A 25,245-nucleotide genomic window follows, 5' to 3' on the forward strand; every position below is an offset into this window, starting at 1 on the left:
AATACGTTGTTAGTCGTTGGTTTTTCTCGTTCTAATAGTCAAGTTCTATTCCGAATTCACTCGCTTTAAGAGATAGCGTTTTTATTTGTTCGAGATACTTTTCTTCAATTCCCATTTCATATATTCCGTTTACCGCATTGTCAAACATTTTTTCTATTGCCATGTAGTAATTGTCGTCCCAATATCCAAAATCGTCAATAATTTCTAAACAGCAACTTACATAATGTAATTCCAATTGAATATTTAGTTCTGTAATATTCATTTTGCGAACTGAGCGAATTATTTTTCGTGCTTCGGTTTCACGTAAAACCATATTCCTCCCATTTGGATAAATATATTTTTCAACTTCTTTTTTATATTTTTCTGCCAACTTTTTTATATCACCTGTTGTGAATATATCTAAGTAGTTTTTAGCGTCAGGAATTTTTTTATATATCTCCGAAATCAGTTTAATGATTTCAGTTTTTTCCATTTGGTTTAACTCCTTTTTTAACTCTCTAAGTGCCATATTTAGCTCGGTTTTTCAGCTTGTTGGTAACCTGTTCAAGCAACTAATTTAGCAAACAAAAACAGAATAGAAAATTCCTGTGCTACCGCACGAATCCCTTCGTGTGGTATATTCTAAAAATCACTATGTTTTCTAAAAGTCCTTTTTGATCTGTATAGTCAATAGGACTGCTATAAACTAATCCTTTATTTACTGGATTGTTATGTACATAATCTATTTTTTGTTGAATAACTTTATTACCTCGGCTAGCGCAAGCGTCTCGCTTGTGCCGTTACCGTTTTGGTTATAATTGTTTCCTCATTCATTTTTTTCACTTAATTGGGTACGAGCGTGACGCTCGCACTAGCGGGGTATACTGCCTTTATCCATTTTCTAATAACCCCTTGTTTATTTCAGCATTGTAAGTTGCAACAGGTTTTTCATTTTCGTTGTAATAATAATTTAGAACTGGTGTACCAAATTTCTCTTCAGGTTGTGGAAATTTATTTAATTGAAGTAGGAAGGAAGCTAATGTTTTTTTCTTGTGTTCAATAAAATATAAACCTTCAAAACCAGGAAAGTCAATGTTGTAATTTTTTCTTGAATTATATAATATACCCCTTCCGTTTATAACTATTAAGTCGAATTGTTCTCTTTTAGTAATTTTATTTTCAATGTAATAATTTCCTATATGTTTTATTAATGTCTCAATGTTAGAAAATGTTTTGTTAGCGAAAATTACAGAAGAAATTTGTTTACGAGAGATTTCTATTTCTTCAATGATTTTTTTTCCTAAAAGTTTGATATGGTCATCTTTTTTTCTTCTTAATTTTTTAACCGATTTAATTTGATCTAAACTTCTAAATAATTCATTTTTATTTGATAAGTCAGGTTTAACTTCGATTGCTGTATCAACTCCATCTGCAAAAATAAGAGAATATTTACTTTCATCTGTCACGGTATATGGATGACAAGGGTTAAGTAATATACAATCTATAGAGTTACTTCTCAATCCATAACTATCAATTATATTTCCTTTAGCAATTCTGTATGGAAAAGGAAAATAACGCTCTAGAAATTTTTTTACTGCAATTTCTCTTCTATCTGCTACTTCTTGTGAAGTTCCTCTACCTTCAATACTAGCTTTTTTAAAGAAATGGTTGATTTCTTCTGCTTCAAATTCTATTATTTTTAAGAAATCTTCTGAGTTCATTTTTTTGGGTTGTGTACAACAGTTGCATAACCAAAATAAATAGCTATTCAATTCTAGTTATATCATTCATGTATGCAATATATTACTTTTTAATTTGGAATTTAATGACTAAAAGCATCTGGTTGTTATTTTTTCGACTTCCTTTAAAAAGGAAATAAAGTTCAAAACCCGTAATTCTTGGCTTATCCGCAACTCTCTGAAAACCCAACACCTCAAGTTTAAATACACCTTCATTCCTCCTTTGTTTGTCTAAACCTCCATCTAAACAAAATACACTCGAACGAGAGACGAACAAAACTCGAACAAGACTCGAACAAAACCCCTGTTTTTTTTGGAGTTGTGCCAAACTGTGCCAATGTGTGCCAAATTGTGCCAATCTGTGCCATGTATTTGGATATTAATGATAAATGTTTTAGCTTCTTAGCGTATTAGCTCTAAAGGCTACAATATTATAAGGATTCCGCTACCGCACGAATCCCTTCGAATAGTTCTTTTTAAAAACAACTTTGTTTTTTACATAAACACAACCATTACTTTTGGTCTAAAATTAGGTTCAGACTTATATAAAAGTATCATAGCCATCAATAGTGCTGGTTTAAATATTAAACACAAGAAAACTATATAAAAAGGAGGCCATTACTATCCAAAACACGCATGCCTGCCAAATTGTAGCAGACGTTAAAAACATCACAAAATTGCTTATGTTGTAACAAAACCGCAAAAAGTTCCACTAACAATAGTATCTTTGAAACATTAAAAATTAAGAATACTACATGAGTTTTACAAAATGGATAGGTGCCACTTTAGGTTGGTCGTTTGGTGGGCCAATAGGCGCTATAATAGGATTGGCATTAGGTAGCGTGGTAGATGCTATGTCCGATGGAAAAGGCAATCCTTTTTTAAATCAAGGGCAACCACAACAAAATCGCCGAACCACTTATAGTACCCGACCACAACAACGCCCACAAACCCAATCGGGCGATTTTGAAGTGAGTCTGCTTATTTTAGCTTCCATTGTTATTAAAGCCGATGGAAAACAAGACCAACGCGAACTGGATTTTGTGCGTATGCAATTTGTTAATATGTATGGAAAAGAACGTGCAAATTCGGCTTTTGCTCTTTTTAAAAATATTAATAAACAACGCAATATTTCTACACGTCAAGTGTGTTTGCAAATTAAGCAAATGATGGATCACCCATCTCGCTTGCAACTCATGCATTTTCTTTTCGGAATAGCTAAAGCCGATGGCGTAGTGTCTGAACGTGAGGTGAATCAAATTTATACCATTGCGGGGTATTTAGGAATTAGTGCTCGTGATTACGAGAGTATAAAAGCGATGTTCTACGATAGTAGCGATAATGCGTACAAAGTGTTAGAGATTACTAAAGGTGCGAGCGTAGACGATATTAAAAAAGCTTACCGCAGCATGGTAAAAAAATACCACCCCGATAAGGTGCTTCACTTAGGAGAAGAACACCAAAAAGGGGCTGAGGAGAAATTCCGACAAGTGCAAGCGGCTTACGAGAAAATACAAAATGAACGAGGGTTTTAAGTTTAGTTTTTTGTTGTCTAAATGTGTTAAAATAAATGGGCTTATTTTATTTAAAAACATTTGTTTATAAGGCTATTAAGTAATAAATTTATTGCGCTAAACTATTTTAAAATATTGCCTTATGAAAAATATGTTCAATGAGAAAGAAACTCAAACTGTTGTAGATAGGATTAAGAAGTTGAACAGTGAAGCACAACCACTTTGGGGCAAAATGAGTGTCGATCAAATGCTTGCGCATTGTAACGTAACTTATGAAATGGTTTACGATAAAAAACACCCTAAACCAAATGCCTTTAAACGTTGGATGCTTAAAGCTATTGTAAAACCAATAGTTGTGGGCGATAAACCTTATAAAAAGAATAGCCGTACAGCACCCGAATTTATAATTACTGATACTAAAAATTTCGAATTAGAAAAAAACAGATTGGTAGACTTTATTAATAGAACCCAACGCTTAGGTGCCGATCATTTTGAAAATAAAGCATCCCACTCCTTTGGACCTTTAACCAATAAAGAATGGAATGTGATGTTTTACAAACATTTGGATCATCATTTAAACCAATTTGGCGTTTAACGAAATTTAAAAAAGTCTGTTGTGTTTTATTTTTTAGGTTGGACTTGTTGAAGTCGATAGGGTTTATCGGAATGTTAAAATAGGTCTACAGATTCAATATGACATAGAATTACACTTTTCAGAGGAGCTTTTTACTTCAAAAACAACAGCCTTATATCTTCTTTATTCATTTTTAAAAACAACGGTAGATTTTGTATGGGTTACAGTTAAATTTACTGGTCGTCCTAAAATTAAAGCCCGATTATCTTTTTCGTGTCCCGCAGGCATATTAAATGCAATGGGGAAATTATAGTTACCTAAAACATCTAGAAATAATTGTTCAATAGATGTCCCCCAAGGTGTGGTGTTTTTTCTAACTCGAGTAATATCACCAATAATAACACCTTTACAGTTGTCAAAATACCCCGCGCGTTTTAAACTTTGCAACATACGATCTATGTGATATTTGTACTCGCCAATTTCTTCAATAAATAATATTTTTCCAGCAGTATTAATACTGGTGTTAGAGCCTAGCATAGTGTGTAACATGGTTAAATTACCACCAACTAAAGGCGCTGTAACGCTACCTGGTTTGTTGTAAGTAGATCCTTTTAAAGTGTAATGTAAAGGTGTTCCAAAAATAGCATCTTTAAAGGTGGCTATGGTTTCCTTTATTTTACTTTCATCTTGAGGCAGGCTAACACACATCATGGCGTGAATACTTTCAATACCTTTATTATGAAACAGGTTGTGCAAAGCGGTAATGTCACTATAACCAATAAGCCATTTAGGCTGTTGTTTAAACTTGGTGAAATCTAACTTGTCTAAAATTCTAACAGCGCCGTAACCACCGCGAGCACACCAAATGGCGCTAATTTCAGGACGGTCTAAAGCGTTTTGGAAATCTTCACAGCGTTCATCATCGGTTCCTGCAAAATGATTCGCTTGACTAAACACGTGTTTACCAACAACGGTGTGTAACCCCCAGCTTTTAAGTAAGGTTTTGGCGTGTTCTATCTCGTCAAATCGGTTTTTTAAAATACCCGAAGGTGCTACAATGGCAACCGTGTCGCCAGCTTTTAAATAGGGTGGACGTATCAATGTTGAAGTATTTTTTAATGAAGGTTCTTGTGCCGAAACTGTTGTTTTTCCGAAGAAAAAAAGAGAACAAATTAATAAAGTTATTCGGGTAAATCGTGTCATATCGTAAAAGTACATTTTTTTTCTAAATAGGGCTTAAATTGATTACTTTTACGGCTTGAAAACGACTTGTTATTCCGAGTGAAGTGCGGGGATTTGTTGAAATAGAACTTCTATTCATAAGATTGCCACAATCGTACTTCTTTCGCAATAACTTCATAATATAATTTTTAAATTGATGAACACACCAAAACGATATACCATAACCGCAGCTTTACCATACACTAATGGCTCCATACACATTGGGCATTTAGCAGGTGTTTATGTGCCAGCAGATATTTATGCCCGCTATTTACGCTTAACAGGAAACGACGTATTATTTGTTGGCGGAAGCGATGAACATGGTGTACCTATAACGATTAAAGCAAAGAATGAAGGTGTAACGCCACAAGATATTGTAGATAAATATCATGCTATTATAAAAAAATCGTTTGAAGATTTTGGAATAACTTACGATAATTATTCGCGTACCTCGGCTCCAATTCATCATGAAACGGCTTCGGAGTTTTTTAAAACTTTAGATGCTAAAGGGGAGTTTATTGAAGAAACGTCGGAACAATTATATGATGCTGCTGCTAATCAATTTTTAGCAGATAGATTTGTCATAGGAACCTGCCCTAAATGTGGTAACGAAGAAAGTTATGGCGATCAATGTGAAAACTGTGGAACGAGCCATAATGCTACGGATTTAATTAATCCGAAATCGGCAATTACTGGTAATGTACCCACTTTAAAACAAACAAAACACTGGTATTTACCATTAGATAAGCACGAAGCTTTTTTAAGAGCATGGATTCTTGAAGGGCATAAAAAAGATTGGAAACCTAATGTTTACGGACAATGTAAATCTTGGATCGACGATGGTTTACGCCCAAGAGCCGTAACCCGCGATTTAGATTGGGGCATTCCTGTACCTGCGGAAGGAGGCGAAGGTAAAGTGCTTTACGTTTGGTTCGATGCGCCAATTGGTTACATATCATCTACCAAAGAATGGGCCGCCCGAGAAGGTAAAGATTGGGAACCGTATTGGAAAGATGAAGACACTAAATTAGTACACTTTATAGGAAAAGATAATATTGTATTTCACTGTATTATATTCCCGGCCATGCTAAAAGCCGAAGGCTCGTTTATTTTACCGGATAATGTACCGGCAAACGAGTTTTTAAATTTAGAAGGCAATAAATTATCAACCTCTAAAAACTGGGCCGTTTGGTTACCAGAATATTTAGAAGATTTCCCTGAGCAGCAAGATGTTTTACGTTACGTATTAACAGCAAATGCACCAGAAACTAAGGATAACGATTTTACTTGGAAAGATTTTCAGGCCAGAAATAATAATGAATTGGTTGCTATTTTTGGTAATTTCATTAACCGCGTTGTGGTTTTAACCAATAAATATTATGAAGGTGTGGTGCCAACTCCATCGGAATTTGCCCAGGTAGACGAAGAAACTTTAGCAACCTTAAAAGCATATCCAGATGTTATTGCAAGCTCGATAGAGCGTTACCGTTTTAGAGAAGCGAGCCAAGAAATGATGAATTTGGCACGTTTGGGTAATAAATATTTAGCCGATGCGGAACCTTGGAAAGTGATTAAAGTAGATGCGGAGCGTACAAAAACTATTATGTATGTGGCCTTGCAAATCGCTTCGGCATTAGCGACTTTAAGTGAGCCCTTTTTACCGTTTACTTCAATTAAATTGAAAACTATATTAAACCATGCTGAGCTTGACGCTGAAACCACTTGGAATGAAATGACTACAAAAAGCGTGTTACTTCCTGCTGGGCATAAAATAGGTAAAGCAGAACTGTTATTTTCTAAAGTTGAAGATGAAACCATACAAAAACAATTGGATAAATTGGAAGCGAGTAAAAAAGCAAACGAAGCTGCAAATAAAGAAGTAGAGCCTCAAAAAGAGACGATAACTTTTGATGATTTTACCAAACTCGATATGCGTGTTGGAACTATTATTGAAGCCGAAAAAATGCCGAAAGCTAAAAAGCTTTTAGTTTTAAAAGTAGATACTGGTATCGATGTGCGTACTATTGTTTCGGGTATTGCCGAAAGTTTTAAACCTGAAGAGGTTGTTGGTAAAAAAGTAACCGTTTTGGTAAACTTAGCACCAAGAGCTTTACGTGGTGTAGAAAGCGAAGGTATGATTTTAATGACCGAAAGTGAAGAAGGGAAATTGGTTTTTGTTAACCCAGATACAGATCATGTTGCTAATGGGTTGACGATAAGCTAGACATGAATAAAAAGATCTTTTTTTCTATTATATCTTTATTTTGTTGCCTTAGTAAACTACTAAGTCAGGATATTGTTTTGGAGCTAAAATCTGAACAAGAATCTAAGCGCCTTCAAAAATACACTTATTCCATTTCGAATAGTCTAAATAATGATTTAGCAATTTTCATTAGAGAGAAAAAGAATATTCAAGCGTATTTATTTGACAATAATTTTAAAGTTAAATCTAATTTTCAATACATATCTTCAAAAAAGAAGAAGTATAATGTGTTGTTAGGAAATAAAATTAGCGGAGAAGAATATAGTTTATTATACTCTAATTCTAATTACACTAAATTTTGCATTATTACTTTTAATTTCGGCTCTAAAACAACACGTGTTCAGGAGTTAGATTTTGTGTTTAATGATGATACTTATCTTATAACAGTAAGCGATAATAATAACTTATACGTTTTAACAGCTACCGGAGATCAGGAAATTAGTATTAAAAAACTTAATGATGATTTTAGTTTAGAAGTTGTTAATAAGCAGGTTTTAGATTTAGATAAGAAACAAAAATTAAACTTAAATAAGTATTCTTATCTAGAAAATTGGACGGGTATATTCGCAGAAAAAGAAGCGAGTAATATATTTAAAATTGATAATAGAATACCTAATGCTATCGAGCAGGTTTCTAAAGACAATAAAATATACAAGCAAGGTGGTAATTTATATCTAACCTTTGATAATAAAACAGAATCGACATTGATGTATATTATTAATTTGTCCGATTTTTCAATTGAAAGAAAAGAATTTCCATACCCTAAAGGGAAATTACAGGATTTTAAAAAACAAAATTCTTATTTTTTAGACAACGTATTATTTCAAATAGCAAGTTCTAATAAAGAAATGGCTTTACTTGCTACGTCTCTTGATGGTGATGTATTAAGATCTTATTACTTCAATAAAGAGACGCCGATAAATATTAAAAATTCGGCTATAATTCAAGATGGGAAAACCGCTTTGCCTTTTGTAACGACACGTGAATTTGAAGAAACATCTAAATTTCTTCGGAAAATTTCATCAGGAAAATTAGGTGTTTCTGGTTATAAAAAAGATAATTTTTATCACTTTATTATTGGTGGAGTAAAAGAGGTGTGGCAAGGAGGTGGTATGATGATGCCGATGACTACATCTACAACAATCACTTTACCTAACAATGTGCCTGTTGTTATGTATAATCCTGTTTTTTCGAGTTTCAATTCGTATACAACGACCAAATCGACCTATTTTAAAACAAAATTAGATTTAGATTTCAATTATGTAAAGGGAGATGTAAATGAAAATGTTTTCGAAAAAATAAAGCTATATAGTGATAGTCTTAAATATGTTTCGGCAGAAGATGTCTTTTTTCATAATAATAAGCTACTCTTTGGGTATTATGACTTAAAAAATGAAAATTATAAACTTGTAAGGTTCTAAGGTCGATTTAAAATTTATTTTAAAGACTTTAAAAGAATTTCTTAACTTTACTAAAAACCAAAAAAACTATGTTATCAAAAGCGATAGAAAACGCATTAAATAATCAAATAAAAATAGAAGCAGAGTCTTCTCAAATCTATTTAGCTATGGCGTGTTGGGCCGAGGTTAAAGGTTTGGAAGGTGTGGCAAGTTTTATGTATGCACAGTCGGACGAAGAGCGTGAGCACATGTTAAAGCTTGTGAAATTTGTAAACGAGCGTGGTGGGCATGCTAAAATTTCAGAATTAGCAGCACCTAATGTGACGTTTACATCCTTTAAAGAAATGTTTGAAATGTTATTCGAGCACGAAGTATTTGTTTCTTCAAGTATCAATGAATTAGTACATATTAGTTTAGAGGAGAAAGATTATGCAACACATAACTTTTTACAGTGGTATGTGGCCGAGCAAATAGAAGAAGAAGCGGTAGCACGCACCATTTTAGATAAAATAAACTTGATTGGTGATGATAAAGGTGGACTGTATCTTTTTGATAGAGATATCCAAAACCTGACTGTAACGTCAGCATCTGCAGAAGGGTTGCAGTAATTTTAACAAGTAATTTTATTTAGATTTAATAAAAATAGTTATTTTTGTCCAAGATAAATTTGAGGTCTATTAAATTTCATATTCTATTTTGGGCAAGAAAAAACAAAAAAAGGCAATTAAAATGTTACGTAAATCGGGGATAAACCTTCCTGATAAAGTAAAAAGTAGCTGCTGTAAAAAATTTAAAAAAGGGGAAAACAAGCGTTGTAAAAAATGCCCTTGTTTCGATTTACTTAAAAAAGTAGCCTAATTTCTTTCAAAATTAAAAATAGACTTAACAAAGAATCTTCCGTATCTTGTAGTTGTTAAGCATAATTTTTCGATAGCGTTAAAAAAATAATTTAAAGTGACTATTTGTATCAAATAGGGGTCTTAACTTGCGTATACAATAACATTTTTTATGTAAAGAAAATGGATATAGAAGCTATAATTTTTTAAACTCGAATATTAATTTAATTATCCCATGTAAATGAAAAAAACAGCAATTTTATTAATTTTAGCCTTGGCATTGGTTTCATGCGGAGCTTCAAAAGTGGTACGTACTTCAAAAAAAGTAATGAAAGGAAACTGGACCTTAAGTACTATTTCTTATAGTGAAAAAGGAACTTATAACGTCTCGTTACTTGGTGATGCATCAAAAATGTGTTTTGAAGGTAGTGATTGGCAATTTATTCCTAATAATAACACAGGAATTTATACCATTAACAATACAGAGTGTAGTGTTGGTGCGCGTAATTTTATCTTCACAATTCAAGAAGTAGATCCAACAACAGATTTGTACGATTTTCTGTTAAAACCAACCGACGAAAAAGGAAAATCTCCAACCAATTACGGTTACAGAATGCAATTGGTGCATTTAGATAACTATAGTATGCAATGGCAACAAACCGTTAGTGTAGAGGGGAAACCATTTACCATTTCAATGAATTTTATTAAAAACTAAAAATTAATTATGAAAACAATATTAAACAAAGTAGGATTAATCCTTTTAGCAGTAATGCTTACTGTAAATGTAACAAGCTGTGCATCGGTTCAGAACGCAAATAACAAGCAAAAAGGTGGGGTTATAGGTGCTGCTGCTGGTGGTATTTTGGGTGCTATTATTGGTAATAACGTTGGTAAAGGCGGTAATGGCGAATTAGGAGCTGTTATTGGTGGTGTTATTGGTGGTGGTGCTGGTGTGCTTATTGGAAATAAAATGGATAAGCAAGCGCAACAAATTGAAAACGAAATTCCTGGTGCAACCGTAGAACGTGTGGACGATGGTATTGTGGTAACTTTCGATGAAAATAGTGGTGTGTATTTCAATACGGCAAAGTATAATATAAATGCAGCGTCGCAAGAAACTTTAAATAAATTAGTTGCTGTTTTTCAAGAATATCCAGATACCAATGTTTTAGTTGTTGGGCATACCGATAGTGTTGGGAGCGAAGCTTCTAATTTAACCTTATCTAAAAATAGAGCAGAGGCTGTTACTAATTATTTTTTAGGAAAAGGATTAAGTGCAGGGCGTTTTACAACTAATTGGTATGGTGAAACCCAGCCAACGCATGATAATGCTACAGCAGAAGGTCGTGCTAAAAATAGAAGAGTAAATATTGCTATTCTTCCAAACGAAAAAATGATTGAAGATGCTAAAACTGAAGCTGGACAATAAGCGGGATTTTTTAACAATTAATTTAGAGGCTATTCTTTTCGGGATAGCTTTTTTTTTGTCTGTATAATTGAGTTAGTTTTTTTTAATTCAAAGGACGTATTAAAAAAATTAGAGTCTATTTTTTGTATAAAATTACGTAGGTTTTAAAATGTATAAAAAACACTATAAATACTCGGGGTTTGAGAGGTTTTTCTTAATGATTTTGCCTTGTTATAGTTAAGCTGATATTACCATATAAAATAAGAAAATACATCGTTTTTAAGGGGCTTATCTAGCATGTTGATGCCCTAAATTATTTAATAAAAAAAATAAAACAAAAATAATAACAGTGTATGTATTTAGAATATAGTGTGTTATGATTTTTTTTGAATTGGTTCTTTCAGGTTTGATGTTTTCACAAAAAAAATAAAAAGTAAAAAACTGTATCTTAGGATGCAAATTTAGATTTGGAAGGTATGAAAAATAAAAAATCCGATTTTTACGTTGTGGGTATTGGGGCCTCCGCAGGAGGGTTAGATGCGATACAAACACTGTTTGATAGCGTTCCTAATAATACCGGGATGGCTTTTATTATTATTCAGCATCTTTCTCCAGATTTTAAGAGTTTAATGCCCGAGTTGTTAAGTAAGCATACTAGTATGCCTATTTTTACAGCCGAGGATAAGCAAACCATTAAGCCTAATTGCATTTATTTAAATCAAAGAAGTAAAAACTTACATGTAAAAGGTTCGGAATTATATTTGTTGGATAAGGGCCCTAAACATAACTTAAACCTTCCTATAGATATCTTTTTTCATACTTTGGGTGAAGAGTTCCAAGATAAATCTGTTGGGGTTATTTTGTCGGGAACAGGTTCCGACGGTTCGCGGGGAATAAAAACCATTAAAGAAGAAGGCGGGACTGTAATTGTACAAGACCCCATTACGGCACAATTTGACGGCATGCCTAATTCGGCCATTTCTACGAACATAGTAGATTATATTTTAAGTCCGAAAAAAATTGCAGAAATTTTTTATAAAAAACCTATAAATAGACCATTGTTAACGGAGCAACTTCAAGAGAACTCATCAAATGAATCTCTAATTTATGATATTCTTACAGTAATTTATAAGTACTCCGGTATCGATTTTAGGGAATATAAAAAAAACACACTGTTGCGTAGGCTAGAAAAGCGGATGAATATTAATAATATTGAACATCTGTTCGATTATTCAACATATTTAGCTAGCAATATAGCAGAGCAGCAGGCTTTGAAAGAAGATTTTTTAATAGGCGTAACACGATTTTTTAGAGATAGTGATGCTTTTAAAGCGTTGAAAAAAGAAGTTATACCAGATATATGTAAAAGGAAAACCAGTAATGAAACAATACGTGTTTGGGTAGCTGGTTGTTCTACAGGAGAGGAAGTATATACTTTAGCTATTTTAATTGACGATTATATTCGTACACATCAACTTAATTTAGATTTTAAAATATTTGCAACCGATATAGATTCTAAAGCACTTGCTATTGCTGGGCTTGGTATGTATCATGTTAATATTATAAACGAAATAGAAAAATCATACTTAGATCGATACTTTGTAAAAAGTGGCGATAAATTTCAAATTATAAAACGGATTCGTGAAAAAATTGTGTTTTCAAATCATAATTTAATTAAAGACCCGCCTTTTATAAGGATGGATTTAATTTCATGTCGAAATTTATTGATTTATTTCGACAATAAAATTCAAAAGAAAGTGATGTTTAACTTTCAATTTGCGTTAAATCAATTTGCTTATTTGTTTTTAGGAAATAGTGAATCTTTAGGAGAGGTTTCAGAGTGTTTTAAATCTATTGATGTAAAGTGGAAAATATTCCAAAATATGTCTAAATCTAAGCATATTCCAAGTCATACAAACGACGGAGAGCGTATTTCCACTATTGCGTATAAATACCCCTCAATGGAGCTACCTCATCATTCGCCACAGTATAAGTCTAAAGATAGTCCAGAGTTAATTTATCATAAATATTTAAGTAAAAAGTTTAGTCCAGCATCTATCTTTATTGATAAAAATTTTAATATTCTTTTTATAAAAGGCGATGCCGGAAAGCGATTAACACACACCGAAGGTGTTTTTCAAAATAATTTATTAAAAACAGTAAATCCAGATATTGCCTCTATTATTAGAAGTGGTGTTAGGCGTCTTGAAAGTGAAAAACAAGATATTGTCATTAAGGGCGTTGTAAATAGAAAGGAGGATCAGCATTTTTCTTTCGATCTAAATTTTCATAAAGCTGTTATCGATGATAGCAGTAGCGATTGCTATTTAATAGAATTTAGTAACGATAAAGAAATAAGTAAGTACGAGCCTTTAGAAATTGAAACTATTAATATTAATGATGTTTCAAACCAACGATTAGAAGATTTAGAAAACGAATTAAAAGTTGTAAAAACAGAATTACAAAATGCTATAGAAGAGCTGGAAACAAGTAATGAAGAATTACAGTCGTCCAACGAAGAGTTAATGGCATCCAATGAAGAGTTACAAAGTACAAATGAAGAGTTACAGTCTGTAAACGAAGAGCTGTATACGGTAAATACAGAAATGCAAGAAAAAAACAAAGAACTAACTAACCTTAGTAACGATGTTACAAACTTGCTTGATAATACAGATATTGCCACATTATTTTTGGATACAGATTTACGCATTCGAAAATTTACACCTGGTCTTACCGAAGTCTTTAATTTAACCGAATTAGATTATGGTAGGCCGCTTTCTACCTTTACTTCAAATTTTAATGAAGAAACTAGAGCTTCAATTATTGAAGATTCTAAACAGGTTTTAGAAAAACTTATTGTAATAGAAAAGCAAGTAAAAGATGTAAATGATAATTATTATTTAAAAAGAATTAGTCCTTTTATTACAGCAAATAAAGCGATAAATGGGGTGGTAATTACTCTAGATAATATAAATAAACTTAAAGAAATTGAAGAAGAATTAGCCGTTACAGATTTAAGATATCATAGGCTTTTTGAAAACTTAAATGAAGGCTTTTTACATGCAAAAATTATAACAAATTTTAAAGACGAACCTATTGGTTGGGAGTATTTGGATGTCAACCCAAAATACGAAGAACTTGCTGGGGTCGATGCAAGTGTGTTAAAAGGTCAAAAACTTAAAGATGTTTTAGAGTATTTGAAAGACGATCCTTCGGTATGGATTCCAACCTTTGGAAAAACGGCTTTAACGGGAGAAGAGCAATTTATTGAAGATTACCAAACACGAGATGGTAAACATTTTTATTTACATCTATTTTCACCAACAAAAGGTGAGTTTGCCGCAACTTTTACAGATATTACAGAGTTACACAATAAAGAAGAAGCGCTTAGAAAAAGTGATAAAGAACTAAATAGGGTTCAGGAAATAACCCATATAGGTAGCTGGTATTTTGATTTAGAAACAGAACAAGTAACATGGACCGCAGAGTTGTTTAAAATGTATAATTTAGATCCAAACAAACCTGTGCCTGTTTTCTCAGAACATCATAATTTATTTACTCAAGAAAGTTGGGAACGATTAATTTTAGCGATTGAAAATACTAAACTTACAGGAGAACCTTATCAATTAGAATTGCAAATGCGCAATAATGAAGAAGATAAAGGGTGGATGTGGGCTCAAGGCGAAGCGGTAAAAGATAAGGAAAATAATATTATTGCTTTGCGTGGTGCAGCACAAGATATAACACAACAAAAGCATAATGAAATCGAGTTGATAAAAGCGAGAAAGTTGGCTGAATATGCCAATATTCATAAAAATTATTTTCTAGCCAATATGAGCCATGAAATTAGAACGCCTATGAGTGGGGTTTTAGGGTTTTCTGAATTATTGAAAAGAGATGATTTAACAAGGGATGAGCGTATTAAATATCTAGAAATTATAGATAGTAATTCAAAACAGCTTTTAAATTTAATTGATGATATTATTGATGTTGCTAAAATAGAATCGAACGAAATTAAAATTATTGAAAAACCGTGTCATATTCCGGATTTAATTAAGAATCTAGAAATTACATACAATCAATTAAAAATAGCAGAACAAAAGCAAAATATTTTATTTAAAACTGAAATCCCTAATTCATATCAAGATTTAGTAATTCTTACCGATAAACGAAGGCTCGAACAGGTTATTTCAAACCTCTTAAATAATGCTTTAAAATTTTCTGAAGAAGGAGAAATATTTTTTGGTTTTGAAGTAGAAACCGATTATTTAAAATTCTTTGTGAAAGATCAGGGTATTGGAATAGAAAGAAGTAAGCAACATGAAATATTTGAACGTTTTAAGCAAGTAAATTACGAGAGTAGTACAAAATATGGAGGCACAGGCTTAGGACTTTCAATTTGTAAAGGTATTGTTACTTTACTAGGAGGTCATATTATGGTGAGTTCAGAGTTTAATGAGGGGGCATTGTTTGAGTTTACTATACCACTAAAATTAGAAAAACTTAATTATATAGAAGAGAAAAAAGAAGATGTTGAAAATTTTGATTTTCTTAAAGGGAAAACCATTTTAATTGCTGAAGATGATGCCTTAATTCGGTTGCTTTTTAAAATTGTATTAAAAGGAAAAGGTGTAAATATATTATTTGCAAACACAGGAACAGAAGCTGTACGTATTTATAAAGAAACAGCAAATATTGATTTGGTTTTATTAGATATACGAATGCCAGAAATGAGTGGGATAGTGGCATTGGATAAAATTTTAAATTTAAATCCAGATGCTAAAATTATAATGCAAACAGCATACGTAATGCATGATGAAAAAGAAAAATGCTTTAAAAAAGGCTGTGTTGGCTTTTTATCAAAACCAGTTGTAAAAGAAGAATTGTTTAATATGTTGCATAAATGGTTAGTTGTAAGTGTTTAAGGTTCAGTGAAAAAAGAATAGACATTTTTAAAATATAATGGCCTTTCAGGTTTTACCGACGTCTATTTGGTAAAAGCGGAGGTGGTTCGCCATTAAATGGATTCCATCGGCTAATGCTTTTAGCACCCATACCAGCAGCGCTTATTACGGCACGATCGCCGTAGCGTTGGCGCATAGTATCGATAGCTTGGGTTAACTGCAGTTGTTTTTCATTGTCTTCAAACAGATTAATTTGATAGCCGCCTTCAACTAAATGACTAAATTTTACGCCAATTAACCGCACTAATAATCTACGGTTATACAGTTTTTTATACAAATCTAAAACCACAGGAATAATACTATGATCCATAGCGCTATACGGAATACGCTGTTGTTGGGTGTAGGTTTGAAAATCGGAATATCTAATTTTAAACGTGATGCAAGCCGTTAGCTTATTGCCTCGGCGTAATTGATAAGCCAAATTTTCGGTCATCGCAATAATAATGCCTTTTAGTTTTAAAACATCGGTAGTGTCTTTATTAAAAGTACGCTCTGTAGAAATGGATTTCCGTTCCTGGTATTGCACCACGGGGCTGAGGTCGATACCATTCGCTTTTTTCCAAATGCTTAAACCGTTTTTCCCGAGGACTTTATGCATTAAATCCATAGGCATATCTTGCACGGTTTTAATACGTTTTACGCCTAAATCGCAAAGGGATTTATAAGTAACTTCGCCAACCATAGGGATTTTTCGAACGGAAAGTGGGGCTAAAAATGGTTTTTCGGTACCCGATACAATTTTAATTTCATTGTTGGGCTTGGCTTCTCCCGTGGCTATTTTAGAGACTGTTTTATTAATGGATAGCCCAAAAGAAATAGGGAGTCCGGTTTCCTTCATAATACGTTGTCGCAATTCCGAAGCTAATTTGTGGCAACCAAAAAACTTATCCATTCCGGTTAAATCGATATAAAACTCATCGATGGACGATTTTTCATAAAGCGGAACGCTATCTTTTATAACATCGGTAACATCTTTAGAGAAATTACTGTAAATACCCGCATTTCCGCGTAAAATAACGGCTTCGGGACAAAGAGATTTTGCTAAACGCATAGGCATAGCAGAATGGATGCCAAATTTTCGTGCTTCATAACTACAGGATGCGACTACGCCCCGACTGGATGTGCCGCCAATAAGCACCGGTTTTCCAATTAATCGGCTGTCGAGTAGGCGTTCGCAAGACACAAAAAAAGTGTCTAAATCCATGTGGACAATGGAGCGGTTTTTATTCATTTTAAATGTGGGTTTGTAGGTGTTTTTTTATTTTTGGTAATAAATTTTGGTGAGGGATCGCTATAGCGTGGATCTTGCACTATGGCAAGTTTTTCCATGGCGATTACCTCGATAGTTATGCAATCGAATTCCTCGATGACTTTCCCGGTAATCGTGTAAATCCCTTTTCCTCTAAAAGGATATTTACTTGCTATTGGCGGAAAATGAACGGTATCTATAAAATGCCCATCGTAATCTAAAAAGGTTCCAAAATGCATGTAATTACCGTTGGATGTTCGTGTGTTTTTTGTGGTAACCAAATAGCCTTCGATAGAAATAATACGATTTTTAAATTGTGAAAGTTGCTGGGCACGCAACGGTTGCACAGCAGTTTGATCCAATAAATAAAATGGGTTGCATAAAGGAAATCCTAAAAGTTCTAAAGCATCAAAGGCATCTTCTAGTGTTGAGCTTGGTAATTCTGGAGTTTTATAATCTATGCGTTTGGTTTCAAATAAATTGATAACATGGTCTTGAATTACGGTTTTACTAGTTTTTAAATGGGCTTCCCAAAGTAATTCACGCTTATTAATTCCTGTAAACCGAAAGGCATTTATTTTAATAAGAAGTGCTGTTTGCTCTACGGATATTGATACGCGTTCAATAAAGTCATCCAAACGTTTAAATGGGCCATTATTTTCGCGTTCCGAGAGTATTTTATTAATGGTTTTAACCTCTAAACCATGCAGAAACATAAATCCTAAATAAATTGTTTTTCCTTTAATAATAGTGTCATTGAAACTAGTGTTAATACACGGCGCTTCAATAATACCACCGTGCATTCGGGCTTCGTGAACGTAGAGTTCGGTACTGTAAAAACCACCAAAATTATTAATGGTTGCCACCATATATTCCAACGGAAAATAAGCTTTTAGAAAAAGACTTTGATAGCTTTCTACCGCATAGGATGCCGAGTGTCCTTTTGCAAAAGCATAGCCCGCAAAACTCTCAATTTGTTTCCAGATGTCTTCAACTACAGCTTGTGGTTCTCCTTTTGCTTTACAATTATTAAAGAAGCCTTGTTTTACGGATAAAAACTCGTCTCTCGATCTAAATTTACCCGACATACCACGACGTAATTTATCGGCTTCGGCTAACGTTAAACCGCCAAAAAAATGAGCTACTTTAATAACATCTTCTTGGTACACCATGACACCGTAGGTTTCGGGCATAATATTAAGCAATACCGGATGCGCTGTTTTCCGGCGTTCGGGATGGCGATAGCGTAAAATGTATTCACGCATCATACCCGATTTTGCAACACCCGGACGAATTATAGAACTAGCTGCCACCAAACCTAAATAATTATCTACTTGTAGTTTTTTTAACAGCATGCGCATGGCAGGCGATTCTACGTAAAAACAACCAATAGCCTGTGCGTTTCGTAATATGTGTTTTATGTTTTCGTCGGTTTTAAAACGTTTAATATCATGGATGTCAATAGGTGGTTTTTCGGGGTGATTGTATTTTACAATAGCTACGGTATCTTTAATTTTACCTAAACCACGCTGACTTAAAATATCAAATTTATATAATCCGATATCTTCAGCAACTACCATATCAAAATGTGTGGTAGCAAAGCCTTTCGGCGGAAAAAACGTTGCCGTGTAATAATGAATAGGCTTTTCTGAAATGATAATACCGCTAGCATGAATCCCTAAATAATTAGGAAATCCTTGAAGGTATTCACTGTAAATAAGGACTAGTTTTGATAATTTATCTAAAGTTTTAATGTTGTAATGCCCTTTACTTAGCGTGTCTATTTCCGATTTTGGCAACCCGAAAACTTTACCCAATTCGCGTACCGATGCTTTAAATTTAAAGGTGTTATAAACCGCTAAAAGCGCCGTGTTTTTAAAAGTTTTAAAGATAAATTCTGTGATGTCATCCCGATCGGTCCATGAAAAATCGATATCAAAATCTGGCGGGTTTTTTCTGTAGAGATTTATAAAACGTTCAAAATATAAATCGAGTTCTATAGGGTCCACATCGGTAATACGCAGCAAATACGCTACAATACTGTTGGCGCCACTTCCTCTGCCTACGTAATAATAATTTTTGCTTCGGGCATATTTTAAAATTTTCCAATTCATTAAAAAATAGGACACAAAGTTTTTCTCTTTAATAATACCGAGCTCCTTTTCTATGCGATTAAAAATTACCGCATCTGGTTTTGGGTAGCGGTAGTCTAAACCATCATAAGTGAGTTTTTTTAAGAGTTTAAAATCTAAATCTTCACTTTTTGTGTACGATTTTTGATTGTTTGGTACATCGCCCGAAAAATCAAAATTTACAGTACATTGGTTTAAAAGTACCTTTGTGTTTTCAATAATTTCGGGGAATTCATTATAAATTTCACTTAGCTTTTTAGCTGAAAGTATAACGTCGGTTTCTTGCCCTTCTTCGCTTTTGGGTAATTTACTTAACAGCGTATTGTTATCGATAGCTCGCAGTAATCGGTGAATGTTGAACCCTTTTTTACTTTCGAAAGAAACCGATTGTAAAATCACTAACTTATCTCTGTTTTTATGCCATTTAGAGAATTTGAATGTATTTAAATCTTTAGGTTTTATACCTAAATATTCATGGGGTTTTAAGTTGAAATTTTTGCCGTGTTTATACGGATAAATAACATAGGTGTCTTCTAAAATATCTGCTTTCTTCGGGATTATTAATTTGGTGTCGTGCAAAAAGGTGGATAAATAGCTATTTATATTATGAAAGCCGTTATTGTTTTTAGCGAGCATTATAAATTGCTGTTGTGCACCGTTTCTAAAATCGACACCTAAAACGGGTTTTATTTTATATTTTTTAGATAATCGAACAAAATCTAAACAAGCCGATGTATTATTAATGTCGGTTAATGCCATGGTTTTAAAGCCATGTTCCGAAGATATGGCAAGCAGTTTTTCGGGACTTATCGTTCCGTAACGTAGGCTGAAATATGAATGACAATTTAAATACATAAGTTTTACAAAATTAGCTACATTTAAAAGTAATTGTTGCTTATATTTGTAGTAAATCAAATTAAATATTAAAAGGTTAATGAAATTCATTCAATCGAATATTAAACATTTACGAAGCCTGAAAGGTTTTTCACAGGAGCGTTTTGCAGACGAATTAGGGTGGACACGTTCCATTGTGGGGTCTTATGAAGAAGGACGCTCAGAACCGCCAATAGATCGTTTAATTGAACTTTCTGTTTACTTTAATATACCGATAGATATTTTGGTTAAAAACGACTTACGTCGCACTAAAAACACTTCTTTTATCGAAGTAGGGAACAAGCGAGTGTTGTTCCCGGTAACGGTAAACGATATGGACGAAGATTTAATAGAAATTGTGCCAACCAAAGCCTCGGCAGGTTATTTACAAGGGTATGCCGATCCGGAATATATTGAGCAACTTCAGAAAATAAAATTACCGTTTTTACCTACGGGAACGCATCGTGCTTTTCCAATAAGTGGCGATTCTATGTTGCCCGTAAAAGATGGTTCTTTTATTGTAGCAAAGTTTATGGATTCAATAGATGACGTTAAAAATGGACGCACATATATTGTTTTAACTAAAGATGATGGCTTAGTTTATAAACGTGTTTATAATAAAATTGAAGAAAAAGGCTGTTTGGAGCTTCATTCGGATAATAAATTATATGCGCCTTACGATGTGAAAATAGCTGATATAATGGAAATTTGGGAGTTTACTTGTTGTATTAACACCCAAGAATACAGTGAAGAAGAGCTTAAATTAAGCAGTATTATAAATATGTTTCAGGAACTTAAAATTGAATTAAAATCGATTAAAGGTTTAGAAAATTATGCTTTATAATAATGGCATTCATTTTAATATTATATTTAACCAACCTAAATAATGATAGTAATCTATATTTTTTAAGACTAAAATATCATTAAAAATAAAACCAAAACCCATGGCTATACAGTTAAAAAAATCAGCACCTTTAACGCTTTTTAACCCTGAACAAACCGAAAATTTAGGTGCGCTTTTTTTCGATACAGGAATTTCGGCGGGTTATCCTGCGCCCACCGAAGATTTTAGTCAGCAACATCAGCATTTATCTTTAGATACGGAGCTTGTTCGGAATAGAGAAACCACATTTTATGCCCGTGTTAGCGGACAATCGATGATTGGTGCTGGGCTAGATGATAATGATTTATTGGTAATAGATAGGAGTATAGAACCAACAAATAATAAAATTGCTGTTTGCTTTTTGGATGGCGAATTTACGGTGAAGCGTTTAAAAGTAGATAGGGACGAGATGTGGTTGAAACCCGAAAATCCCGATTATCCCATTATTAAAATTACACCCGAAAACAAATTTTTAATTTGGGGTATTGTAACGAATGTGATTAAAAAGGTATAGGTTTTTATCCTAAATTTTAGGTATAAAAAAATGCGAAGTGTAAAGCTTCGCATTTTTTATATATTATAATTTGATGTTTTAGTCTGCTAAAACAATCAATTTATTATTTTTTAATTCTAACGTTCCAGAGTTAATTTTTAACAAAGTAGCTCCTTTTGCGTTTTTAGTAAATTTATCTTGAACCGTTTCATCTAATTCCACGTTTCCTGTAATTTTCACAAAACCTGCTTTCAAAGTAGAAATAATAGGCACGTGATTATTTAACATTTCGAATTCGCCATTTACGCCTGGAACAGCAACGCTAGTTACTTCTCCGCTAAATAAAGTAGCTTCTGGTGATACAATTTCTAAATACATAGTAAAACTTGTTTTACTACCCTGAATTTATTTCAGGGTCTTTTTAATTTTTATTGAAAGTTATATTAAAAATGATACTGAAACAAGTTCAGTACTTGCTTTGGCTATGCCTCGGCAAGCATTTTATCTCCAGCTTCAATAGCTTCTTCAATAGTTCCTTTAAGGTTAAACGCTGCTTCTGGTAAGTGGTCTAATTCACCATCCATAATCATGTTAAATCCTTTGATAGTTTCTTTAATATCAACTAATACACCAGGGATACCGGTAAATTGTTCTGCTACGTGGAATGGTTGAGATAAGAAACGTTGTACACGTCTTGCTCTACTTACGGCTAGTTTATCTTCTTCAGATAATTCTTCCATACCAAGAATAGCAATAATATCTTGTAATTCTTTATAGCGTTGTAATAACTCTTTTACACGTTGTGCACAAGCATAATGCTCTTCACCTAAAATATCAGCAGTTAAAATTCTAGAAGTAGAATCTAATGGATCTACCGCAGGGTAAATACCTAACTCAGCAATTTTTCTAGAAAGTACAGTTGTTGCATCTAAGTGAGCAAAGGTTGTAGCCGGTGCAGGATCCGTTAAATCATCTGCAGGTACGTAAACCGCTTGTACAGATGTAATAGAACCTCTTTTTGTTGAAGTAATACGCTCTTGCATAGCACCCATTTCTGTTGCTAATGTTGGTTGGTAACCTACCGCAGAAGGCATACGACCTAATAATGCAGATACCTCAGAACCAGCTTGTGTAAAACGGAAGATATTATCAACGAAGAATAATACATCTTTTCCTTGGCCTTCACCAGCACCATCACGGAAATATTCAGCAATAGTTAAACCAGATAATGCTACACGAGCACGAGCTCCAGGAGGCTCATTCATTTGTCCGAATACGAAAGTCGCTTTAGATTCTTTCATTCCAGCTTTATCAACTTTAGATAAATCCCATCCGCCTTCTTCCATAGAGTGCATAAAGTCATCACCGTATTTAATAATACCAGATTCTAACATTTCACGTAGTAAATCATTTCCTTCACGAGTTCTTTCACCTACTCCAGCAAATACAGATAAACCACCGTGTCCTTTTGCAATATTGTTAATCAACTCTTGAATTAATACTGTTTTACCTACACCAGCACCACCAAATAAACCAATTTTACCACCTTTTGCATAAGGCTCAATTAAATCGATTACTTTAATACCAGTAAATAAAACTTCAGTTGAAGTTGATAAATCTTCGAATTTTGGTGCTTGACGGTGAATTGGTAACCCCGCTTCTCCAGCTTTAGGTAAATCTCCAAGACCATCGATAGCATCTCCAATTACATTGAATAAACGTCCGTAAACATCATCACCAACTGGCATTTGTATAGGTGCACCAGTAGCAGTTACCTCTGTTCCTCTACTTAACCCATCAGAAGAATCCATAGCGATAGTACGCACAGTATCTTCACCAATGTGAGATTGTACTTCTAATACTAAAAGCGATCCATCTGCTTTTTTAATTTCTAATGAATCATAAATTTTTGGAAGTTCAGCACCAGCTCCGAATTCAACATCGATAACTGGACCTACTATTTGTGCAACTTTACCTGTAACTTTAGACATTACTTATGTGTTTAATATTATGCGTTTTAATTCAATGAAAACCGTTTGTGTTTTCGCGTGCAAATATAATGGTTTTAATTTAAAACGAAAGTTGTTTTTATAATAAAAAAGCGTAGTCCTAATGGAATACGCTTTTTAAGTATTTATTAATTGCTATTTATGGTAGTGTTGGTGAATAATTTGTGGGGTAATCTCCAGGGTTTGGGATATTGCCAGATGCAATGAAGTTAGATCCAAAAGCGGTATCAATAGCTTCTAGGAATTTATATGCCATATATGAATATCCTCTGGCTGTTAAATGAATACCATCTAAGCTAATGGCACCACCGGTTACTAAATTGGCATTTAGCGAGTAATCTTCAAAAGCTATTCCGGAAGAGGCTAACTCGGTTAAAATAGTATTTAAATCTACTAATGCAATATTATCATTAGCATCTGATATGGTTTTAATAGTTGCATTATAAGCATCGCTAGCATCTTTAATAGCTAGTTGTTCTTCTGGAGTTAGAACCCATTTATCAGCAAGAGGAACGGCGACACCGTTTATAGATAGTGCATTTCCTTGAACAGCTTCTGTACCTATAAAGGATGAAGCGCTAAGAACAAGTAAATCTTCGGCAGTTGCTTGTCGTATGTTTATTAAGTTTTCATCAATAGTTGTTAAATCGGTTAAATTTTCATCTATAATAACCACTGCATTTGTTGCCGATTCAGAAAATGTAATAGTTCTTTTTGCAATTTCGGCATCAGCTTGCTCTTGGGTAATTAATTCTTTACTCACCAAATAAGCGAAAGCTTCAACAATTCCTGCGTTATATGCACCATAGGCTGCTGTGCTATTTAAATATGCAGCCGTATTGGCATCTAATGGAATTGGATTGTGGGGTACTGTTGTAAAATGTGCTAAATCTGTTATATAAGGTACATTGGTAACAACACCTTTGGCGCCGCCACTTGTTAATGTGGTAACTAAATATTCAAAGGCATTTGCAAAAACAATTGGATCTGTAATATCATTACTTCCGTATGTGGAAGGGTCAAAATTTCCTTTTTGATCTTGCCCACTTCCACCAGAAACGGCAAAACTTAAAACATCATTTGCTCCCATTTCTGATAAGGTGAAAAAGGTTGGGTTTTGTGCCATAGCATCGCCTAGCATAGTAGCGCTTGAGCTTGAAGCCATTCTAACAAAGTAAGGGTTAGCGTACGATCCTACACCTTCAAGATTTCCATAAGAATCTGACAGTAAATGAAAACTTTTTGCGCCGGGAACACCTAAATTATTAAATGGTCCGGTTGGATTATTGAGAACAATATCTGTTGTTACGGTAACATCACCTATTAAAGATTCTAGGGGTACAGGGCCTGCTCCACCAAAAATAAGTCTTGGCTCTGCTATTCGTGTACCGCCTGCTGCCAAGCCTCCAAAATTATCACTGGTTAAGGGTTGGGTAAAATCTCCACCTCCTACAGCGGCAAATTGATTTGCTAATATATTTGGAAAAGAATTGTTTTGTCCAGCTATAAAAAGTGCACCGTCTGTATAGCCTGCCGTAAACGAAGCGCCTAAGGATACATAGGTTGAAAAATTGGCTGTTCCAGAAGTTAGTTCTGGAATTATTTCTATATCATCTCTACTTACATCTTCAATGTCGTTACAACTTGTAAAGCCGATTAAAGCTGATAATATGACTATATACTTGGGGTTTATTATTGTTTTTTTCAT

At 33.7% G+C, this 25,245-nt stretch carries 18 protein-coding genes; 10 read left to right on the forward strand and 8 right to left on the reverse strand.

Annotation, left to right across the window (positions count from 1 at the left end; genetic code table 11):
• Nucleotides 1-31 precede the first annotated feature (31 nt).
• Together FQU21_RS09360 and FQU21_RS09365 are read right to left on the reverse strand one after the other, a co-directional pair.
• Nucleotides 32-508, reverse strand: a complete 477-nt coding sequence (locus FQU21_RS09360; protein ID WP_147677739.1) for a DUF6155 family protein — start codon at nucleotides 506-508, stop codon at nucleotides 32-34.
• A 361-nt stretch (nucleotides 509-869) separates the two neighbouring features.
• The gene (locus FQU21_RS09365; RefSeq protein ID WP_147677740.1) at nucleotides 870-1,700 is read right to left on the reverse strand and encodes a DUF6602 domain-containing protein; all 831 of its coding nucleotides are present in this window, start codon (nucleotides 1,698-1,700) and stop codon (nucleotides 870-872) included.
• 773 nt (nucleotides 1,701-2,473) lie between these two features.
• Here FQU21_RS09365 and FQU21_RS09370 point away from each other — a divergent pair.
• Together FQU21_RS09370 and FQU21_RS09375 are read left to right on the forward strand one after the other, a co-directional pair.
• Complete coding sequence (locus FQU21_RS09370) at nucleotides 2,474-3,253, forward strand: TerB family tellurite resistance protein (protein WP_147677741.1); 780 nt, start codon at nucleotides 2,474-2,476, stop codon at nucleotides 3,251-3,253.
• 121 nt (nucleotides 3,254-3,374) lie between these two features.
• Nucleotides 3,375-3,827, forward strand: a complete 453-nt coding sequence (locus tag FQU21_RS09375) for a DUF1569 domain-containing protein (protein WP_147677742.1) — start codon at nucleotides 3,375-3,377, stop codon at nucleotides 3,825-3,827.
• A 162-nt stretch (nucleotides 3,828-3,989) separates the two neighbouring features.
• Here FQU21_RS09375 and FQU21_RS09380 read toward each other — a convergent pair whose 3' ends face one another.
• The gene (locus FQU21_RS09380) at nucleotides 3,990-5,024 is read right to left on the reverse strand and encodes a S66 peptidase family protein (RefSeq protein WP_246124814.1); all 1,035 of its coding nucleotides are present in this window, start codon (nucleotides 5,022-5,024) and stop codon (nucleotides 3,990-3,992) included.
• A 160-nt stretch (nucleotides 5,025-5,184) separates the two neighbouring features.
• Here FQU21_RS09380 and metG point away from each other — a divergent pair, with 160 nt between their 5' ends.
• From metG to FQU21_RS09410, 6 genes are all read left to right on the forward strand, one after another.
• Nucleotides 5,185-7,251: a methionine--tRNA ligase gene (gene metG, locus FQU21_RS09385; protein ID WP_147677743.1), complete on the forward strand. Its 2,067-nt coding sequence runs from the start codon at nucleotides 5,185-5,187 to the stop codon at nucleotides 7,249-7,251.
• 2 nt (nucleotides 7,252-7,253) lie between these two features.
• Complete coding sequence (locus tag FQU21_RS09390) at nucleotides 7,254-8,711, forward strand: hypothetical protein (RefSeq protein WP_147677744.1); 1,458 nt, start codon at nucleotides 7,254-7,256, stop codon at nucleotides 8,709-8,711.
• Between the two features lie 68 nt (nucleotides 8,712-8,779).
• The gene (locus tag FQU21_RS09395) at nucleotides 8,780-9,298 is read left to right on the forward strand and encodes a ferritin (RefSeq protein WP_147677745.1); all 519 of its coding nucleotides are present in this window, start codon (nucleotides 8,780-8,782) and stop codon (nucleotides 9,296-9,298) included.
• Nucleotides 9,299-9,767: 469 nt separating this feature from the next.
• Complete coding sequence (locus tag FQU21_RS09400; protein ID WP_147677746.1) at nucleotides 9,768-10,241, forward strand: lipocalin family protein; 474 nt, start codon at nucleotides 9,768-9,770, stop codon at nucleotides 10,239-10,241.
• A 9-nt stretch (nucleotides 10,242-10,250) separates the two neighbouring features.
• The gene (locus FQU21_RS09405; RefSeq protein WP_147677747.1) at nucleotides 10,251-10,955 is read left to right on the forward strand and encodes a YiaD family glycine zipper/OmpA-like lipoprotein; all 705 of its coding nucleotides are present in this window, start codon (nucleotides 10,251-10,253) and stop codon (nucleotides 10,953-10,955) included.
• Between the two features lie 455 nt (nucleotides 10,956-11,410).
• Complete coding sequence (locus tag FQU21_RS09410) at nucleotides 11,411-15,859, forward strand: chemotaxis protein CheB (protein ID WP_147677748.1); 4,449 nt, start codon at nucleotides 11,411-11,413, stop codon at nucleotides 15,857-15,859.
• A 52-nt stretch (nucleotides 15,860-15,911) separates the two neighbouring features.
• Here the strand turns inward: FQU21_RS09410 and dinB are convergent, their stop codons facing one another.
• Both dinB and FQU21_RS09420 read right to left on the reverse strand, forming a co-directional pair.
• Nucleotides 15,912-17,129 (reverse strand): DNA polymerase IV, encoded by a 1,218-nt coding sequence (gene dinB / locus FQU21_RS09415; protein WP_147677749.1) that lies wholly within the window; start codon nucleotides 17,127-17,129, stop codon nucleotides 15,912-15,914.
• Nucleotides 17,126-20,134, reverse strand: a complete 3,009-nt coding sequence (locus FQU21_RS09420; RefSeq protein WP_147677750.1) for a DNA polymerase III subunit alpha — start codon at nucleotides 20,132-20,134, stop codon at nucleotides 17,126-17,128. Before FQU21_RS09420 ends, dinB begins: the two co-directional genes overlap by 4 nt.
• Before the next feature lie 79 nt (nucleotides 20,135-20,213).
• Here FQU21_RS09420 and FQU21_RS09425 point away from each other — a divergent pair, with 79 nt between their 5' ends.
• Nucleotides 20,214-20,996, forward strand: coding sequence for an XRE family transcriptional regulator (locus tag FQU21_RS09425; RefSeq protein ID WP_147677751.1), 783 nt, complete (start codon nucleotides 20,214-20,216; stop codon nucleotides 20,994-20,996).
• A 100-nt stretch (nucleotides 20,997-21,096) separates the two neighbouring features.
• Nucleotides 21,097-21,549 carry a LexA family protein gene (locus FQU21_RS09430; protein WP_147677752.1) on the forward strand — a complete coding sequence of 151 codons (453 nt, stop codon included), beginning with the start codon at nucleotides 21,097-21,099 and terminating at the stop codon, nucleotides 21,547-21,549.
• Nucleotides 21,550-21,627: 78 nt separating this feature from the next.
• Here FQU21_RS09430 and FQU21_RS09435 read toward each other — a convergent pair whose 3' ends face one another.
• From FQU21_RS09435 to FQU21_RS09445, 3 genes are all read right to left on the reverse strand, one after another.
• Entirely contained in the window at nucleotides 21,628-21,906 is a 279-nt protein-coding gene (locus FQU21_RS09435) for a FoF1 ATP synthase subunit delta/epsilon (protein ID WP_147677753.1), read from the reverse strand.
• Nucleotides 21,907-22,010: 104 nt separating this feature from the next.
• Nucleotides 22,011-23,519: a F0F1 ATP synthase subunit beta gene (atpD, locus tag FQU21_RS09440; RefSeq protein ID WP_147677754.1), complete on the reverse strand. Its 1,509-nt coding sequence runs from the start codon at nucleotides 23,517-23,519 to the stop codon at nucleotides 22,011-22,013.
• Between the two features lie 157 nt (nucleotides 23,520-23,676).
• Nucleotides 23,677-25,245 carry an SGNH/GDSL hydrolase family protein gene (locus FQU21_RS09445; protein WP_187269357.1) on the reverse strand — a complete coding sequence of 523 codons (1,569 nt, stop codon included), beginning with the start codon at nucleotides 25,243-25,245 and terminating at the stop codon, nucleotides 23,677-23,679.

This window comes from Algibacter pacificus (genome assembly GCF_008033385.1).
GTDB lineage: Bacteria > Bacteroidota > Bacteroidia > Flavobacteriales > Flavobacteriaceae > Algibacter > Algibacter pacificus.

Bases quoted from the DNA above. Each gene is read 5' to 3' on its own strand.
- metG (WP_147677743.1), top strand. From the start codon at position 5,185: ATGAACACACCAAAACGATATACCATAACCGCAGCTTTACCATACACT.
- FQU21_RS09390 (WP_147677744.1), top strand. From the start codon at position 7,254: ATGAATAAAAAGATCTTTTTTTCTATTATATCTTTATTTTGTTGCCTT.
- FQU21_RS09400 (WP_147677746.1), top strand. From the start codon at position 9,768: ATGAAAAAAACAGCAATTTTATTAATTTTAGCCTTGGCATTGGTTTCA.
- FQU21_RS09445 (WP_187269357.1), bottom strand. From the start codon at position 25,245: ATGAAAAAAACAATAATAAACCCCAAGTATATAGTCATATTATCAGCT.
- FQU21_RS09430 (WP_147677752.1), top strand. From the start codon at position 21,097: ATGGCTATACAGTTAAAAAAATCAGCACCTTTAACGCTTTTTAACCCT.
- FQU21_RS09395 (WP_147677745.1), top strand. From the start codon at position 8,780: ATGTTATCAAAAGCGATAGAAAACGCATTAAATAATCAAATAAAAATA.
- FQU21_RS09420 (WP_147677750.1), bottom strand. From the start codon at position 20,134: ATGTATTTAAATTGTCATTCATATTTCAGCCTACGTTACGGAACGATA.
- FQU21_RS09365 (WP_147677740.1), bottom strand. From the start codon at position 1,700: ATGAACTCAGAAGATTTCTTAAAAATAATAGAATTTGAAGCAGAAGAA.
- FQU21_RS09380 (WP_246124814.1), bottom strand. From the start codon at position 5,024: ATGTACTTTTACGATATGACACGATTTACCCGAATAACTTTATTAATT.
- FQU21_RS09360 (WP_147677739.1), bottom strand. From the start codon at position 508: ATGGCACTTAGAGAGTTAAAAAAGGAGTTAAACCAAATGGAAAAAACT.
- FQU21_RS09405 (WP_147677747.1), top strand. From the start codon at position 10,251: ATGAAAACAATATTAAACAAAGTAGGATTAATCCTTTTAGCAGTAATG.
- FQU21_RS09425 (WP_147677751.1), top strand. From the start codon at position 20,214: ATGAAATTCATTCAATCGAATATTAAACATTTACGAAGCCTGAAAGGT.
- atpD (WP_147677754.1), bottom strand. From the start codon at position 23,519: ATGTCTAAAGTTACAGGTAAAGTTGCACAAATAGTAGGTCCAGTTATC.
- FQU21_RS09410 (WP_147677748.1), top strand. From the start codon at position 11,411: ATGAAAAATAAAAAATCCGATTTTTACGTTGTGGGTATTGGGGCCTCC.
- dinB (WP_147677749.1), bottom strand. From the start codon at position 17,129: ATGAATAAAAACCGCTCCATTGTCCACATGGATTTAGACACTTTTTTT.
- FQU21_RS09370 (WP_147677741.1), top strand. From the start codon at position 2,474: ATGAGTTTTACAAAATGGATAGGTGCCACTTTAGGTTGGTCGTTTGGT.
- FQU21_RS09435 (WP_147677753.1), bottom strand. From the start codon at position 21,906: ATGTATTTAGAAATTGTATCACCAGAAGCTACTTTATTTAGCGGAGAA.
- FQU21_RS09375 (WP_147677742.1), top strand. From the start codon at position 3,375: ATGAAAAATATGTTCAATGAGAAAGAAACTCAAACTGTTGTAGATAGG.